The following is a 16,619-nucleotide window of genomic DNA, read 5'->3' as shown; positions in this document are numbered from 1 at the left end:
ATGGGCCGGCGCGGCGCCGCACCGGGCAGGCCCTAGCGGGCGGTGTAACCGCCGTCGACGACGAGCTCGGCGCCCGTGACGTAGGAGGCCGCGGGCGACGCCAGGAAGCCCACCGCGGCCGCGATCTCCTCCGGACGGGCGGCACGGCACAGCGGTGTCGCGTCCACGGCCCGCCGTACGACCGTTGCCGGGGCGGAGCTCGTCATGGAGGTGGCGACCATGCCGGGGTAGACGGCGTTCACCCGGATCCCGCCGGGAGCGAGCTCGACGGCCGCGGCGGTCGTCATGGCCCGGACGGCGCCCTTGGCCGCGTGGTACGCGAACGAGGCGCCCGAGCCCACGAGCGCGTACACCGAAGCGACGTTGACGATCGCGCCGCCACCCGCGGAGCGCAGACACGGCGCCACGGCCTTCATGCCGAGGAACGTGCCGCGCTGGCAGACGCGGACCACGCGGGCCCACTCCTGCTCGCCCGTGCCCTCCAACGGCTGGTGCCCCAGGGCTCCGGCGTTGTTGACCAGGACGGTGAGGCGGCCGAAGCGGCGCCGGGCCAGCCGGGTCGCCCGCTCCCACGCCTCGGGCTCGGTGACGTCGAGCCCGCAGCCCAGCGCGCGGCCCGGGCCGCCGGAACCGTTCAGGTCGCGCGCGGCCCGGCGGCAGGCCTCGCCGTCCAGGTCGGTCACCAGCACGCCCATGCCGCGCGCGAGGAAGTGCTCGGTGACGGCCCGGCCGATGCCGCCCAGCGCGCCCGTGACGAGGGCGACCTGGCTGCCCGCGGTCATCGCGCACCCGCCTTCGGGACCGGCAGCCAGGCGAGCGCCGCGGCGTGGCCCCTGGCGTGCGTCAAGGAGACGCGGGGGTGCGGCAGGCCCGCGTCGCGCAGCAGGTGTGCGGGGGCGCCGCCGAGCCGGAGCACGGGCCCGGAACCGGGCGCCCGGACCACTTCGAGCGCCCGGCAGAGCCGGTGGTCGGCGGGCAGGCCCAGGAGCGACGCGACGGCGGCCTTCGCGGCCCTGCGCGCCGCCAGGTGCTCGTGCGCGCGCTGGAAGCCGCGGCTGAACGAGATCTCTTCGGCGGTGAGCCAGTCGCGCCAGCACGCGTCGTCCGGATCGGGGATCTGCGCCGGTGCGAGCAGGACGAGGGCGGGTGGAGCCATCACCCCACCGCCGTCCGGGCCGTCGCCGCCGGGCCGGTGTACGGCGCGAGGACGAGGGAGGCGTACGTACCGCCCCAGTTGGCGGCCGTGACCAGGCAGGCCCGGCCCGCCTCGGCACCGGCCCGGAGGTACGTGCTCACGTTCCCCGGCGTGGACGGCGGCGGGACGTCGGGACTCCAGCCGGTGCGGACGGTCTCGACGGCGCAGACCGCGGACATCAGCGAGGTGGTGCTGTGCACGTGCCCCACGTACGGGCTGAGGTTGCTCAGCCGCACCTGTCCGGGCTGCCAGACCCGGCTCACGGCGGCGGCCTCGGCGGCGTCGATGGCGGCGGTGCCGCGCGCGTCGCCGTACACGGTGCCGATGTCGTCCGCGGCCAGGCCGGCGTGGTCGAGGGTGCGGGTGAAGCTCTCGGCCCAGGCCGCGCCGGAGGGGTCGTTCCCGGCGACGCGGTAGGCGTCCGAGGTCATCGCGTGGCCCTTGACCTCGGCGAGGACCGTCGCCCCGCGCCGCAGGGCGTGCTCCAGGGACTCCACGACCAGCGCGGCGCCGCCCGCGCCCAGGACGGTGCCGCCCGCGGGGTCGGCGTAGGGGCGGACGGTGTCGTCGGAGAGCAGGCCCAGGCGGTCGAAGCCGCAGTGGAGCAGGGGGGTCAGCTCGTCCGCGCCGACCGCGAGCATGACGTCGGCCTCCCCGCGCCGCACCAGGTCGGCGGCGTAGGCCAGGCCGCTGAGGCCGGCGACGCAGCCGGTGGCCAGGGTGGACAGGGGGCCGCGGATCTGCAGGGCGAGACAGGCGTGACCGGCCGCCGCGTTCATGACCGAGTTGGGGAACAGCCGGGGGTTGACCCGGTGCGGGCCCACGGTGCCGATGGTCTCGCTGAGCTGGGCGACGGTCTGCATGGGCCCGCTGAAGGTGCCGAAGACCATGCCGACGCGCTCCGCGTCGGCCTTGGTGATCCGCAGACCGGCGTCGCGTACGGCGAGTCGGCTGGCGGCGAGGGTGAGCAGGCCGATCTGGTCGAGGCGGCGGGCGTAGGCCGGGTCCACATGGCGTCGGCACTCGGCGCTGTCGAGTTCCGCGGCCCGGCGGGTGCGGGACAGGGACACATCGGTCAGACGGGCGGCCCCGACGGCGCTGGTCCCCGCGCGCAGCGCGTCGAGGAAGGCCTGGCGGCCGCTGCCCAGCGCGGTGACGGGACCGGCGCCGGTGATGACCACGCGGTGGTCGGGCACGTCGGCGGGGGGTGCCGGGCGACGGCCCAGGACGAGGGAACAGTTGTTGCCGCCGAAGGCGAAGGAGTTGGAGACGACCACGTCCAGAGCCTGCGGGCGGGCGTGGTTGGCGACGAGGTCGCGCGCGGTGCCGGCCGGCTCCGCGACGTTGACGGTGGGCGGCAGGACCCCGTCGCGCAGCGCCAGCACGCAGGTGGCCGCCTCCATGGCTCCGGCGGCCCCGAGCATGTGCCCCACCTGGGACTTGGTACTGCTCATGGGCACCGGGGCGGCGGGCGCGAAGAGGTCGGCCACCGCCTTGGTCTCGGCCTTGTCGTTGGTCGGGGTGCCCGTGCCGTGGCCGTTGACGTAGTCCACGTCCTCGGGAGTCAGCGAGGCCTGGGCGAGGCTGCGGCGCATGGCGCGGTAGGCGCCGTTGCCGGCCGGGTCGGGGGCCGTGGCGTGGTAGGCGTCGCTGGTGGTCGCGTAGCCGAGGACGTGGCCGAGGACGGTGGCGCCGCGGCCCCGGGCGAGGGACTCCGCCTCCAGGACGAGGAAGGCGGATCCCTCGCCGAGGCTGGTGCCCGTGCTGCGCGAATAGGGGGCGCAGGGCTCGGTGTCGAGGGCGTTGAGGCTGTCGAATCCGGCGAGGGAGAGGATGTCGAGCACGTCCACCCCACCGGCGATCATGATGTCCGCGCGCCCTTCACGGATGGCGTCCACCGCGTAGCCGATCGCGTTGGACCCGGCGGCGCAGGCGTTGGAGAGCACCACCTTGGGGCCCCTGAGCTGGAAGGCCACGCTGATGGCGTCCGCCGAGGTGTACAGCGGGTAGCTGGTGAGCCGGTGCCGCCCGGCCGCGCCGGGGCCGTCCTTGAGGACGTCCCAGTGGAACCGCTCGCCGTGTTCCAGACCGCCGACGGAGGTGCCGACCGCCACACCCACCCGGTAGGAGTCGTGGTCGGCCAGGCTCAGGCGCGCGCCCTCGACGGCCTCCTGCACGGCGGCCAGGGCGAGGCGCGTCGCGCGGTCGGGTCGCATGCCGACGCGCCGCACCCCGGCGGGCACCGACCGCACCTCGCCCGCGTAGCGGCAGCTGAGGCTGGACACGTCGAGGCGCTCGGTCTTGCCGATGCCGTGGGCACCGCTCTGTACGGCCTGCCAGACGTGCTCCGCGCCGGTGCCGAGCGCGCAGCTGATGCCGATTCCGGTGACGGCGACACTCTGCGCGCGCCGTGTGCTGGAGCTCATGGTTTCTCCTGTTCGCTGCGGCCACTGCCGTGGCCGGGGTGAGCCGCGTGTGTGAGGGGCTCAGTCGAGCGCGACGCCGAGGCTGGTGGCCGTCAGGAAGGGCGCGGACACGGTGCGCACCACGGCGCCGGTCCCCGCGAGGCGGAACTCCTGGCCCGAGGCGGCCACCCCGGGGTCGACGGCGGCGGTGCCGATGAAGCGGCCGAGCCGCGGGGACCACACGCAGTGCGTCACCGTGCCCACCTCGGCGTCCTCGACCGCGACGGGGGTGCCTCGGCCGGGCGCCGCGTCCAGGTCGGATGCCGCGGTCCAGCACACGGGGGAGCGGTGCTCGTGCGGGCGCCGCTCGTCGAGGGCCTCGCGTCCCACGTGGTCCTGTTCGGGGTCGAGCATCCACTGCAGGCCCACGTCGAAGGGGGTCACCGGGCCGCCGGTGTGCTCGTGCTCGTGGCTGGCGAAGCGGACCTCCATGCGGCAGATGTCGAGCGCCTGCCTGCCGCACTCCACCGCGCCCTTCGCGCCGAGCTCCGCGCGCAGCGTCGCCGCCCGCGGGGAGGGGACGAAGAACTTGTAGCCGTACTCGCCGGTGACCCCGGTCCGCGAGAGCGTCACCGCGTTCCCCGCCCACTCGACGCCGACGCAACTGCGGTACGACAGCGAGGCGATGGGGAAGTCGAGGTACGCCTGCGCGATCTTGAACGAGGAGGGGCCTTCGATGCCGAGGACCGCGCACCGCGTGCTGATGTCCTCGACGGTGACACCGGGGCGCTCTGCGGCGGCCGCCAGCAGATGGGCGGTGGCGGCGCGGGCCTGGTCCGGCCAGATCTCCACGAGGTAGTCGGCTCCCCGGCAGTGGATGAGCGCCTCGGCGACGATGGTGCCGTCCTCGCGCAGCAACAGCGACGAGGTGCTCTGGCCCTCGAGGAGGAAGTCGACGCCGCGCGTCCCGACCCGCCCCAGGTAGGCCGTCGCCCCGGGCCCGGTGACGGTCAGCAGGCCGGCGCCTTCGTAGTCGACGAGACCGACCCCCTCGCGCAGGGCCGCGTACTCCTCATCGGTGCTGGTGTGGTGGTGGGTTGTCATGGTGGCGTCTCCAAGAGGGCTCGACAGATGCGGTCGGTACGGAAGGAGGGAAGTCGTACGGAAGCCGGTACGGGAGTCGGTACGTAACTCGGTACTCGGTACGTAACTCGGTACTCGGTACGGAAGGAGGGAGAGGCGCGGCGTGGCAGGAGGGCGCCACGGTGTTGTCACGGGGCGAGTTCGGTGACGGCCAGACGCGCGGTCATCACCAGCTCCCGGCCCACCGCCGCCTGGCCCGTGACCGAGATCAGCCCGCCCAGGCGAGGACCGCTGTGCGCGCGTACGGTCACCTGGTCGCCGGGAAGCACGGGTTTGAGGAACTTGGCCTGACGGATCTCGGCGAGGTAGCCCACCCGGTCGGCCACGTCCCCCACGAGGTCTCCCGTCGCCGACCGGGCGGCGGCGCTGCCGTAGATGACCGCGGCGAGTTGTGCCACGCACTCGACCAGGAGGACGCCCGGGTAGAGCATGCGGCCGGGGAAGTGACCGGCCAGGACGGCGTCGGAGGCGGTGACGTTCTTGACGGCCTCCGCGCTCGTGCCGGGTTCGAGCGCCGTGACGCGGTCGAGGAGGAAGAAGGGATAGCGGTGGGGCAGCAGCCGGGCGATGTCGTCGGCGCCGAGCACCGCGTCGCGGGGCGGCAGGGGGAGCGGCCCGGTCATGCGCGGGCGCCTTCGATGTGGTCGACCAGCCGGTTGAGCGACAGCAGGCTGTGGGTGTCGTCGTCGGTGACGGTCACGCCGAAGGTGTCCTCCACGGCCATGGCCAGTTCGAGGGTGTCGATGGAGTCGAGTTCCAGGCCGCGGCCGAACAGCGGCTGGTCGTCGCCGATGGAGCGCGGATCGACGTTCAGGGCGAGCCGTTCGACCAGCAGCGTCTTGACCTGTGCGCACAGGTCCTGCCGGGCGGCTGCCCGGCGGGTCGCCTCGTCGAGTGTCATCACCATGGTGTTCTCCCTTGGGGTGGTGGGTGAGGGGCGGGGTCGGTCGCGGGGCGTGAGCCCTCGCGAGGGACGCACGGCGGGGCGTGAGCCGTCCCGCGGCGCTAGCAGATGAGGCCGCCGTCGACGACGACGGAGGACCCGGTGACGTACGCGGCCGCGTCACTGAGCAGGAACCGCACGGCGGACGCGACCTCTTGGGGTCGGCCGATGCGGCCGAGCGGCACGTGCCGCAGGTTCTCCGCGAGCCGGTCCGAAGGGATCTGCCGCGTCATCGACGTGTCGATGAAGCCGGGCACCACGCAGTTCACGCGGACGCCGTAGGGGCCGAGTTCCTTGGCGAGGGCCTGCGTCAGGGCGACGGTGCCTGCCTTGGCCGCCGCGTAGTTGGCCTGCCCCACCGGAGGGCGTACGGCGCTCGTCGAGCTCACGGTGACGATGGCACCGGTGCGGCGCCGCGCCATGAGGCGGGCGGCGGCGCGCGTACACAGGAACGCGCCCGTGAGGTTGGTGTCGATGACCTTGCGCCACTTGGCCTCGCCCATCATGAGCGCGTAGCCGTCCTGGGTGATGCCCGCGTTGTTGACGAAGGCGTCGAGACGGCCGTGATCGTGCCTGATGGAACGGAACATGTCCTCGATGGCGGCGCTGTCGGCGATGTCGGCCTGGAGGAGCCGGGCCCGGGGCTGAATCGCCCGGACCCGGGCCAGGGCCTCTTGGGCCCGCTCGGGCTTCCCGCGGTGGTTCATGAGCACCGTGGCGCCCTCGCGGGCCAGCTCGACGGCCACGGCGAGTCCGATGCCGCGGGTGGCTCCGGTGACCAGGGCGACGCGCCCTTGGAGATCGCTCACGTCACTGTTCCTTGCTGGAGGGGGGTACGGCGCCGCGGGCGTCCACCGGCTCGGTCGGCGCGGGCGTTCGACGCAGCGCGTCCCCGGTCGTCAGGTGCTCTGCCGTGCGGGCCATCTCGCGGGCGAGGCCGTGCAGGACGCGTCCCGGTCCCGCTTCGACGTAGGTGTCCACGCCGCAGTCGGCCAGGGTGCGCATGACGTCCTGCCAGCGCACCGGGGAGATGATCTGTGCCAGGAGGTCCTGGCGGTAGGCCTCGACGTCGGTGACGCGCAGACCGGTGGTGCTGGAGACGAACGGGATGGCGGGCGGGGCGAGCGCGACGTCGGCGAGGTGCTCGGTGAGCCGCTGATGGGCGCTGTCCATCAGCGGCGAGTGGTACGCGCCGCCGACGGGCAGCAGCCGGGCCCGCAGGGCACCGGCGGCCCGCGCGGCGGCGACGACGCCCTCGACCGCGGTCCGGCTCCCGGCCACCACCACCTGGCGCGGCGAGTTCCAGTTGGCCACGACCGCGACCTCGCCGTCGGCCGAGGCGGCGTGGCACAGCCCTTGCACCCGCTGCGGTGCGAGGCCGACGATCGCGGCCATGGCGCCCCTGCGGGCGGCGGCCGCGGCCGCCATCGCCCTGCCGCGGCGGGCGACCAGGGACAGCGCGGTCTCCTGGTCGATGCAGCCGCACGCCACCAGCGCCGTGTACTCGCCCAGGCTGTGGCCGGCGACCACGGCGGGCCGCCAGCCGTGCCCGCGCAGCTGCTCAAGGGCGGCGAGGGACCAGGTGAGGACCAGTACTTGAGCCACTTCGGGGTCGGCGAGCGCCGAGGTGTCGGCGCGCTTCATCAGGGCACGCACCGGCAGCCCGGTGACGTCCTCCGCCCGGCTGCCCAGGGCGTCGGCCCGGCGGCCCCACCGCTCCATCTCGTAGCCCATGCCGGGGAACTGGCTTCCCTGCCCGGGAAAGACGAAGGCCACGGTGGGGCTCATGCGCGGGGCCCCGCATCCTGAGTCGCCGCCCAGGCGAGAGCCATGCCGGACTCCAGGGGAGCCGACGCCCCGACCACGTCGAGCCGCTCGGCCCGGGCCCACTCGCCCAGGGGGCCGCTCAGCCGCACGGTCCAGGGCTCCTTGTCGTCGCCGTCGGCGGGGATCTCGACGTGGACGTCCGCGAGGCGCGCGGTGGGCGGCAGGCCGCCCACCGCCTTGACGACGCTCTCCTTCACACCGAAGAGGTGGCCGAGGATTTCCACGAAACCCCGCTCCGCGGTGGCGAGTTCCCGCGCGGCGCACCGTTCCTGGGGTGCGAAGTACCGCCGCGCGAGCCCCTCGCCGCACCGTGCGAGGGCGAGCTCCCAGCGGCGCAGGTCCACCAGATCCACACCCGCTGAATGAAGGGCCGCCGGGATCCGCCCGGCTGCGTGAGGAATGTTCATGGCTTGGTCTCCGCCCGTTCGGAAGGGAGGCGATTTCGGAGAAGGAAGAGGACCCCGCACGGAAAGGACTCCGGATTCTTCAAGGACTCCGGATTCTTCGGGGGCGGCTTCTCCAGACGCCCCGAAGCTAAGGTCGGCGCCGATCGCCTGTCAACGAAGCCGCAATATCTCCGTCAGGCTCCGGAGTGCCGTGCACGGCCGCCGAAAGATTCGCGCAATTCAAGAAACGAAGGGGAAAGGTTCGGGGCCCGCTGCGTCTTCCTGCGTTTGGCTGGCGGCGGACGGCGCAGCGCTCACGGCTGCGTCACGGCCCCGAGGCGCGGAAGTGCCTCAGGAGAGGAGCGAGGAGACCATGCCACGTCTCGTGCAGTCGGCCACCCACATCATGCGTGACGTCAGCGTGGCGGCCGCGGCGCGCGTCCGCTGGGGGGAATGCGACCTTCAGGGGCACGCCTACTACGCCAGTTACATTCCCTGGTTCGACCTCGGGCGCGAGAAGTTCGCCCTGGACGTGGGCGCCGACTACCGCAAGTACCAGATCGCGACCACCGATCTGTACGTCCGTTACCACCAGCCCGCCAAGTACCTCGACGAGTTGGTGATCAGGACGTGGGCGGCCGCGCCCGGCACCCTCACCTATTACTACGAGATCTACCGGAAGAATGGCGGGCAGCTCCTCGCCGAGGCGCGCACCGTCCACGCGTTCGTCGACGCTGAGCGCGGGGTCCTGACCAAAATTCCCGACGACATGCATCACGCCTTCGTGGAATTCCTGGAGAGCTACCGAAAGCGAAAGAACGACCCGGCCCCGGCCGAGGGATCGGAATCGTGCTCCGTATCCGCAGAGCACCTGCCCGCGGGTTCGCCTCGAAAGTCTGGAGAGACGTCATGAAGGACGGTGCGCTCGACCGCCTGCGCGGCAAGCTGCTGGGCGAGGTGGTGGGACCGCGGGACGCCGGGTACGACTCGGCACGCCGGGTCTACAACGCCATGATCGACAAGCGTCCCGCGGTCATCGCCCGGTGCCTGGGGACCGCGGACGTCGTCACAGCGGTGCGCTTCGCCCGGGAAGAGGGGCTGCTGATCGCCGTGCGGGGCGGCGGACACAGCGTCGCGGGGCACGCGATGTGCGACGACGGGCTCGTCATCGACCTGTCCCTCATGCGCGGGGTGCACGTCGACCCCGAGCGCCGCACCGCGCGCGTACAGGGCGGAGCGCTGCTGGGTGACGTGGACCGCGAGACGCAGCTGCACGGCCTGGCGATCCCGACGGGGCAGATGTCGGAGACCGGCATCGCCGGGCTCACCCTCAACGGCGGCGTGGGCATGATGCTCCACAAGTACGGCCTGACCTGCGACAACCTCCTGTCCGCCGATGTGGTCACCGTCGACGGCGAGCTGCTGACCGCCAGCGCCGACAGCCACGAGGAGCTCTTCTGGGCGTTGCGCGGCGGCGGCGGAAACTTCGGCGTGGTCACCTCCTTCGAGTTCCGGGCACACCCGGTCGGGCCGATGATGCTGGCCGGTTTCCTCGCCCACCCCGTCGAACGGGCCGAGGAAGTCCTCACGTTCCTGCGGGACTTCAGCGCGAGCAGCCCCGCGTACCTGAGCGCGGACGCGCTGTTCATCCACGCCCCCGAGGCGGACTTCGTGCCCGAGGAGTTCCAGGGCATGCCGATGGTCGCCCTGTTCGTGCGCTACTTCGGCCCGATGGCGGACGCCTGGCGGACCGTGCAGCCCCTGCGGGACTTCGGCAGCCCGCTGTACGACAGCCTCGGCCCGATGCCGTTGGTGGCCGTGCAGTCGATGCTGGACACCTTCACCCCGGCAGGCAATCTGCACTACTGGACCAGTGAGTTCCTGCCCGGCTTCGGGGCGGAGCAGATCGCGGCCGTCGCGGCCATCGGCAGCGATCTGCCGTCGTCACTCACCACGATCAACGTCCACCCCTTCGACACGGCCGCCACGGACGTCCCCGCGGACGCCACCGCGTTCGCGCACCGCGAGGACAGCTGGCTGATCCATGTGATCTGTCAGTGGCAGGACCCCGCCGAGTCGGACCGCTGCCGCGCGTGGGTCAAGAAGGCGAGCTCCCAGCTCAAGGCCTTCGGCCACGGCAACACCTACCTCAACACCACGTCGGAGGACGACGAGACGGACCGCGTCCGTGCCTTCTGGGACGAGCCCCGCCTCGCGCGCCTCGCCCGGGTCAAGGCGGCGTACGACCCGGACAACGTGCTGCGGTTCAACCACAACATCGCGCCCGCCCCACGACGGGCCGCGCCGTGAACCGCTCCCGCCGCGCTCGGCACCACGGCCGTCCGGTCCAGGTGGTCATCGTCGGAGCGGGCATCAGCGGCCTCGGCCTGGGCATGGCCCTCAAGCGGGCAGGCCACCACGACTTCACGATCCTGGAGCGGGCCGACGACATCGGCGGGGTGTGGCGCGACAACACCTACCCCGGCGCCGCCTGCGACATCCCCGCCCCGCTGTACTCCTACTCGTTCGCGCCGCACGCCTGGTCACAACGCTACGCCGGACAGCGGGAGATCCTGGACTATCTGCGCGGCTGCGCGGACGCCCACCAGCTGCGCGGCCATCTGCGCCTGGGGACCGAGGTCCGCTCGGCCCACTTCGACGAGCGCACCCGGCGCTGGCGGCTGCGCACCCGGACCGGTGAGATCCACGAGGCGGACGTCCTGGTGCCTGCCTGCGGCCAGTTGAGCCGCCCCGCCGCGCCCCGACTGCCCGGCAGCGAGCGCTTCACGGGGCGGATCGTCCACTCGGCACGCTGGGACCACGGCCTCGACCTGGCCCACCGCAGAGTCGCGGTGATCGGGACCGGCGCGAGCGCCCTGCAGATCGTGCCCCAGGTGGCGCGGCAGGCAGCGCACCTGACGGTGTTCCAGCGCTCCGCCCCCTACGTGGTGCCCCGCTGGCAGCGCGCCTACCGCCCCGGGCCGGGCGCCCGCGGCCGACTCGGGGCGAAGGCGGCACGGCTCGGGTGGTGGCTGTTCAACGAGCTGACCGTGCCCGGCCTGACCCGGCGGTGGCGGACCCGGGGATTCACCGCCTTCGGCTGCGCGGCCCAACTGCGCAGACAGGTCCACGACCCCGCGGTCCGCGAGCGCCTCACCCCGCGCGACGAGGTGGGCTGCAAGCGGATCGGGATCTCCAGCGACTACTACCCCGTCTTCAACGAACCCCACGTCGAGCTCGTCACCGACCCCGTCGCGGACCTCACCGAGGACGCGATCCGCACCGAGAACGGCCGGGAGCATCCGGTCGACGTCATCATCCAGGCCACCGGCTTCTCGGCCACGGACTTCCTGGCGTCGCTGCACATCACCGGCCGCGAGGGGCGCGCACTCGCCGACCACTGGCGCGACGGGGCCAGGGCGTACTTGGGGATGACCGTGCCCGGCTTCCCCAACATGTTCGTCCTGTACGGACCGCACACCAACGTCGGCGCCGGGAGCGTCGTCTACATGGTCGAGAGCCAGATCCGCTACGTCCTCGACGCGCTGCGCGTCATCGGCCGGGGCACCCGTGAACTGCTCGACGTGCGCGCCGATGCCGAGGACGTCTTCACGGCGGAGATGCGCCACCGCCTGCGGTCCACCGTCTGGTCGACCTGCCGCAACTGGTACCGGGGCAAGAACGCCTCCGTCACCACCAACTGGCCCGGCCAGACGGCCGAGTACCGCCGCCGCACCCGCCGGGTGAACCTGGCCCACTACCGGCCCGCCGATCCCGCGGACCACCACGCCCACGCGCCGCGGACCTGAAGCCGTCCGCGCACCCTCTGACGTCACCGTAGGAGTCCCCATGCCCTTGCACCCGCAAGCCGCGGCGTTACTGGAGCACCTCTCCCGGCTGCGCATGCCCCCTCTGGAATCGGTCGGCGTGCCCGCGGTCCGCGAGTTGCTGGGCGGCCTGCGCCAGGTCCAGGGCGAGGCCGAGCCGGTCGCGGCGATCACCGAAACCCGTGTGCCGGGCCCGGCGGGATTGCTCCCGGTGCGCGTCTACCACCCTTCCGCGCGCCCCGGTCCCCGTCCGCTGATGGTGTTCTTCCACGGCGGCGGCTGGATCGCCGGAGACGTGGAGCTGGTGGACAAGCCACTGCGGAGGCTGGCCAACGCGTGCGGCGCGGTCGTGGCCAGCGTGGAGTACCGGCGTGCCCCGGAGACCCAGTTCCCCGGCCCCGCCGAGGACGCGTACGCCGCGATCACCGCCCTCGCGGAGCGGGCGGAGGACCTCGGTGCCGATCCCGGGCGCCTCGTGGTCGCGGGGGAGAGCGCGGGAGGCAACCTGGCAGCGGCGGCCTGCCTGATGTCCAGGGACCGCGGCGGACCCGCGATCGCCGCGCAGCTGCTGATCTGCCCGAGCCTCGCTCCGGAGGCGGACTCTCCCTTCGTCTCCTACCGGCGGTACGCCACGGGGTACCTCAACACCCGTGCCGCCATGGCCCACTTCTGGGACCTCTACCTCGCCTCCCCGCAGGACGCGGCGCATCCGTACGCGGCGCCGCTGCTCGCCGAGGAGCGCACGGGGCTTCCTCCCGCCCTCATCCTGGTCGCGGAGTACGACCCGCTGCGGGACGAGGCGACGGCCTACGGCCACTTCCTGCGCACCAGCGGCGTCCCCGGCACCGTCCGGCGCTACGACGGCGCCCTGCACGTCTTCTTCCTGATGTGCGAGTCGTCCGCCGCGGCCCGGGCGCGGGCCGACATCACCGCGTGGCTGCACGACCGCTTCCCCACCGAGGGCGTGGCCCCGGGCCGTGCCGGCTGAGGAGATCCACATGCCCGCCTACGACCGTCTGTACATCGACGGGGCCTGGGTACCGTCCCACCACACCGGCTCGCTCACCGTCGTCGACCCCACGACGGAGGAGCCGCTGGCCTCCGTGCCCGACGCCACCGAGCGGGACGTCGACGCCGCCGTGCGCGCGGCACGCGCCGCCGCCGACGGGTGGGCGGCCACGGCCGTGGAGGAGCGGGCCGGGCATCTGCGCGCCATCGCCGCGGAGCTCGGCCGCCGCACGGAGGCCCTGGCCCAGCTGATCACCCGGGACGTCGGCACCCCGCTGTCCTTCTCCCGGGCCGTACAGGTCACGTTGCCCGTCAACAGCTTCCACCACGCCGCCCGTACGGCCCTGGCGTACCCCTTCGAGCGGCAACAGGGACCCTCACGGCTCCTCCGCGAGCCCTACGGGGTGGTCGCGGCCGTCACCCCGTGGAACTACCCGGTCCACCAGGCGGCGGCGAAGGTCGCCTACGCGCTGGCCGCGGGCAACACCGTGGTCCTCAAGCCCAGCGAGGTCGCCCCCCTGGGCGTCTGGGAGCTGACCGACGTCATCGCCTCCGCCGGGCTGCCTCCCGGGGTGTTCAACCTCGTCGGCGGCAGCGGACCGCGGGCGGGCGAGGCCCTGGCGGCCCACCCCGGAGTCGACGTGGTCTCCCTCACCGGGTCCACGCGCACCGGCCGCAGGGTCAGCGTCCTGGCCGCGCAGACCCTGAAGAAGGTCACGCTCGAACTCGGCGGCAAGAGCCCCGCGGTCATGCTCGCCGACGCCCACCCGGCCCGTGTCGTCCCCGCGGTCATGGCGTCGGCGTTCCTCAACAACGGCCAGACCTGCTCCGCCCTCACTCGGCTGATCGTGCCCCGCCCCGCCCTCGCCGAGGTGGAGGAACTGGCCCGCCACACGGCCTCCGGCTGGGCACCGGGAGACCCCAAGGACGAGCGGACGCGGCTGGGGCCACTGGTGTCCGCCGTACAACTCCAGCGGGTACGGCGCCACATCACCGCCGCCCGGGCCGCCGGAGCCGTCCTCGTCACCGGGGGAGAGGACCCGCCCGCCGACCTGCCCCGGGGATTCTTCGTGCGCCCCACCGTGCTGTCGCGCGTCTCCCCGGACATGGCCCTGCACCACGACGAGGTATTCGGTCCCGTCCTCGCCATCGAGGCGTACGACACCGAGGAAGAGGCCCTGCGGATCGCCGACGACACGGTGTACGGCCTGGCCGCAGCCGTGTGGTCGGCCGACGAGGACCGCGCCTTCGCCGTGGCCCGCGCACTGCGCGCCGGACAGGTGCAGGTCAACGGAGCGCCCTTCGACCCCAACGCCCCCTTCGGCGGCTACAAGCAGTCGGGAAACGGCCGCGAGGGCGGCACCGCGGGCCTTGAGGAGTTCCTGGAGACCAAGGCCGTACAGAGCTGATCCACCGCACACCCGCGGGCGACCTCCCCGCGCCGGAACACCGCATGAGACCGGAACACCGCATGAGAAAGGCAGACACCATGTACTACCGCACCCTGTTCAAGTCCAAGGTCCATCGGGCCACCGTCACTCAGGCAGATCTGCACTACGTCGGATCGCTGACCCTGGACCGCGATCTGATGGACGCGGCCGACCTCCTGCCCGGGGAGAAGGTCGACATCGTCGACATCAACAACGGCAGCCGTCTGTCCACCTACCTCATCGAAGGCCCGCGCGGCACCGGCGTCGTCGGCATCAACGGCGCGGCGGCCCGGCTGATCAGCCCCGGTGACCTCGTCATCATCATCGCCTACGCCCACGTCCCCGACGAGGACGCGGCCCGCTTCGCGCCCAAGGTCGTCCACGTCGACCACGACAACAAGATCCGCGCACTGGGGTCCGACCCGGCCGAGCCGCCTCCCGGCAGCGACACCATGCGGGGCGACCACGTCTTCGTCGACTGATGGCCGCGCCTCCACCGTCCAGCACGAGTCCCGGAGCCACGGCCGAACGACGAAACGGGGAGACCTGATGTGCGGCATCGCGGGATGGGTCGCGTTCGACGCCGACCTCACCCATCAGGAAGAGACCGTCCTCGACATGACCCGGTCGCTGCGCACCAGGGGCCCCGACGCCTCGGGGACCTGGACCGGCCGGCACGCCGCGCTGGGGCACCAGCGCCTGGCGGTCATCGACCTCGACGGAGGCGCACAGCCGATGACCGCGGCGACGCCGGACGGACCCGTGGTCATGACCTACAGCGGAGAGGTCTACAACTTCGTCGCCCTACGACAGGAGCTGCGCGGCCGCGGTCACCACTTCCGTACCGTCGGCGACACCGAAGTGGTCCTGCGGGCCTACCTGGAGTGGGGGGACCGCCTCGTCGAGCACCTGAGGGGCATGTACGCCTTCGGGATCTGGGACGGCCGCACCGACCGCCTCCTGTTGGTCCGTGACCGCCTGGGCATCAAGCCCCTCTACTACTACCGCACGCCGCACGGCCTCCTGTTCGGCTCCGAGCCCAAGGCCCTCCTCGCGCATCCGTCGGTCGAGGCCGCCGTCGACCACGACGGGCTGCGCGAGATCTTCCTCGGCGTGAAGACGCCGGGCGCGGCGATCTGGCGCGGGATGCGGGAACTGCGCCCCGCCTCCCTCCTGACGCTCGACCGCCGCGGCGCACGCGAGCGCACGTACTGGAGCCTGACCGCCAGGCCCCACACCGAGGACCCGGACGCGACCACCGCACACGTCGAGGAACTCCTCAGCGGCTCGGTGCGCGAGCAGCTCGTCGCGGACGTGCCGCGCTGCCTGCTCCTGTCCGGGGGGCTCGATTCGAGCGCGATCGCCGGGTTCGCGGCCGACACCCTGAGCGGGTACGGAGAGCGGCTGCGCACCTTCTCCGTGGACTTCCAGGGACACACCGACCACTTCACGCCCGACCACCACAACGTCAGCCCCGACGCGCCCCACGTCCACGAGGTCGTCAAGCACCTCGACACCGATCACACCGACATCGTGCTGGACGCAGGCGACCTCGCGAGGCCCGACGTACGCCGCACTGCCGTCCGCGCCCGGGACCTCCCCATCGGCTGCGGAGACATGGACCACTCCCTGCTCCAGCTCTTCACCGCGATACGCGAGCAGTCCACAGTCGCGCTGTCCGGAGAGGGCGCCGACGAGATGTTCGGCGGCTACTGGTGGTTCCACGACCCCGCCCTGCGGGAGACCGCGGGCTTTCCCTGGCTGACGGCCGCGCTCGGCCGGACACGGCAGGAGCGCGCCTTCCTGCCCGAGGACCTGGCGCCGGTCCTCGACCTGCCCGGGTACGCGGCGTACCGCTACCGCGAAGCCCTCGCCGCGACCCCGGCGCTCGACGGCGAGAGCCCCGCGCAACGTCGGTCACGCGAACTGCTCCATCTGCACCTCACCCGCAGCCTCACCGGCATGCTGGAGCGCAAGGACCGGCTCAGCATGGCCGTGGGACTGGAAGTGCGGGTGCCGTTCTGCGACCACCGCATCGCGGAGTACGCCTTCAACGTCCCCTGGTCCCTGCACACCGCGCAGAACAGGGAGAAGAGCGTGCTGCGGGCCGCGGCACGCCACGTCGTACCCGACGGTGTGCTCATGCGGCGGAAGAGCCCCTACCCGATGACGCAGGACCGGCACTACGTCCCCGCGCTCCAGAGGCAGGTGCGCGACGTCCTGGCTGACCCGGACCACCAGGTCTTCGCCCTGTTCGACCGGGCGGCGGCCACCCGCGCCGCGCACGTCGGCCCCACCGACCATCCGCGCCCCCAGGCGCTCCGGGCCGCACTGGAGAAGTTCCTCGACCTCCACACCTGGATCGACCTCTACAGCCCGCGGCTGCTGCTCTGACGGGGCGGGGCGTCTGACGGGGCGTGGCATCTGACGGTACGAGACAGCGGGTGGGCGCGTG

At 72.8% G+C, this 16,619-nt stretch carries 16 protein-coding genes; 7 read left to right on the top strand and 9 right to left on the bottom strand.

Annotated elements, in window-relative coordinates; translation table 11 throughout:
* Positions 1-32: 32 nt before the first annotated feature.
* The 9 genes from C9F11_RS01300 to C9F11_RS01260 all read right to left on the bottom strand — a co-directional run bounded on the left by C9F11_RS01300 (position 33) and on the right by C9F11_RS01260 (position 7,866).
* Complete coding sequence (locus C9F11_RS01300; protein ID WP_138957484.1) at positions 33-782, bottom strand: SDR family oxidoreductase; 750 nt, start codon at positions 780-782, stop codon at positions 33-35.
* Positions 779-1,156 (bottom strand): hypothetical protein, encoded by a 378-nt coding sequence (locus tag C9F11_RS01295; protein WP_138957483.1) that lies wholly within the window; start codon positions 1,154-1,156, stop codon positions 779-781. Before C9F11_RS01295 ends, C9F11_RS01300 begins: the two co-directional genes overlap by 4 nt.
* Positions 1,156-3,621, bottom strand: coding sequence for a beta-ketoacyl-[acyl-carrier-protein] synthase family protein (locus tag C9F11_RS01290; RefSeq protein WP_138957482.1), 2,466 nt, complete (start codon positions 3,619-3,621; stop codon positions 1,156-1,158). Before C9F11_RS01290 ends, C9F11_RS01295 begins: the two co-directional genes overlap by 1 nt.
* Positions 3,622-3,681: 60 nt before the next feature.
* Complete coding sequence (locus tag C9F11_RS01285) at positions 3,682-4,704, bottom strand: glycine cleavage T C-terminal barrel domain-containing protein (RefSeq protein ID WP_138957481.1); 1,023 nt, start codon at positions 4,702-4,704, stop codon at positions 3,682-3,684.
* Positions 4,705-4,871: 167 nt separating this feature from the next.
* Positions 4,872-5,366, bottom strand: a complete 495-nt coding sequence (fabZ, locus tag C9F11_RS01280) for a 3-hydroxyacyl-ACP dehydratase FabZ (RefSeq protein ID WP_138957480.1) — start codon at positions 5,364-5,366, stop codon at positions 4,872-4,874.
* Entirely contained in the window at positions 5,363-5,650 is a 288-nt protein-coding gene (locus tag C9F11_RS01275; protein ID WP_138957479.1) for a phosphopantetheine-binding protein, read from the bottom strand. The genes fabZ and C9F11_RS01275 overlap by 4 nt, the downstream gene beginning before the upstream one ends.
* 98 nt (positions 5,651-5,748) lie before the next feature.
* On the bottom strand, positions 5,749-6,495 hold the full coding sequence (fabG, locus tag C9F11_RS01270) for a 3-oxoacyl-ACP reductase FabG (RefSeq protein ID WP_138957478.1): 747 nt from the start codon (positions 6,493-6,495) through the stop codon (positions 5,749-5,751).
* Position 6,496: 1 nt separating this feature from the next.
* The gene (locus C9F11_RS01265; protein WP_138957477.1) at positions 6,497-7,474 is read right to left on the bottom strand and encodes an ACP S-malonyltransferase; all 978 of its coding nucleotides are present in this window, start codon (positions 7,472-7,474) and stop codon (positions 6,497-6,499) included.
* Complete coding sequence (locus C9F11_RS01260) at positions 7,471-7,866, bottom strand: 4'-phosphopantetheinyl transferase superfamily protein (RefSeq protein WP_171075595.1); 396 nt, start codon at positions 7,864-7,866, stop codon at positions 7,471-7,473. Before C9F11_RS01260 ends, C9F11_RS01265 begins: the two co-directional genes overlap by 4 nt.
* Positions 7,867-8,272: 406 nt before the next feature.
* Between C9F11_RS01260 and C9F11_RS47190 the strand changes: the two genes are divergently transcribed.
* From C9F11_RS47190 to asnB, 7 genes are all read left to right on the top strand, one after another.
* Complete coding sequence (locus C9F11_RS47190) at positions 8,273-8,812, top strand: acyl-CoA thioesterase (protein WP_171075594.1); 540 nt, start codon at positions 8,273-8,275, stop codon at positions 8,810-8,812.
* Complete coding sequence (locus C9F11_RS01250) at positions 8,809-10,209, top strand: FAD-binding oxidoreductase (RefSeq protein WP_138957474.1); 1,401 nt, start codon at positions 8,809-8,811, stop codon at positions 10,207-10,209. The genes C9F11_RS47190 and C9F11_RS01250 overlap by 4 nt, the downstream gene beginning before the upstream one ends.
* Positions 10,206-11,708 (top strand): NAD(P)/FAD-dependent oxidoreductase, encoded by a 1,503-nt coding sequence (locus tag C9F11_RS01245; protein WP_212767782.1) that lies wholly within the window; start codon positions 10,206-10,208, stop codon positions 11,706-11,708. Before C9F11_RS01250 ends, C9F11_RS01245 begins: the two co-directional genes overlap by 4 nt.
* A 40-nt stretch (positions 11,709-11,748) precedes the next feature.
* Entirely contained in the window at positions 11,749-12,714 is a 966-nt protein-coding gene (locus C9F11_RS01240) for an alpha/beta hydrolase (RefSeq protein WP_138957473.1), read from the top strand.
* Between the two features lie 10 nt (positions 12,715-12,724).
* Complete coding sequence (locus C9F11_RS01235; RefSeq protein ID WP_138957472.1) at positions 12,725-14,143, top strand: aldehyde dehydrogenase family protein; 1,419 nt, start codon at positions 12,725-12,727, stop codon at positions 14,141-14,143.
* Positions 14,144-14,223: 80 nt separating this feature from the next.
* Positions 14,224-14,646, top strand: a complete 423-nt coding sequence (gene panD / locus C9F11_RS01230) for an aspartate 1-decarboxylase (RefSeq protein WP_138965868.1) — start codon at positions 14,224-14,226, stop codon at positions 14,644-14,646.
* Between the two features lie 67 nt (positions 14,647-14,713).
* Positions 14,714-16,558 (top strand): asparagine synthase (glutamine-hydrolyzing), encoded by a 1,845-nt coding sequence (gene asnB, locus C9F11_RS01225; RefSeq protein ID WP_138957471.1) that lies wholly within the window; start codon positions 14,714-14,716, stop codon positions 16,556-16,558.
* Positions 16,559-16,619 lie beyond the last annotated feature (61 nt).

The organism is Streptomyces sp. YIM 121038, from assembly GCF_006088715.1.
Lineage (GTDB): Bacteria > Actinomycetota > Actinomycetes > Streptomycetales > Streptomycetaceae > Streptomyces.
The sequence above is the reverse complement of the archived record's forward strand: the minus strand, read 5'-3'. Positions and strand labels throughout refer to the sequence as shown.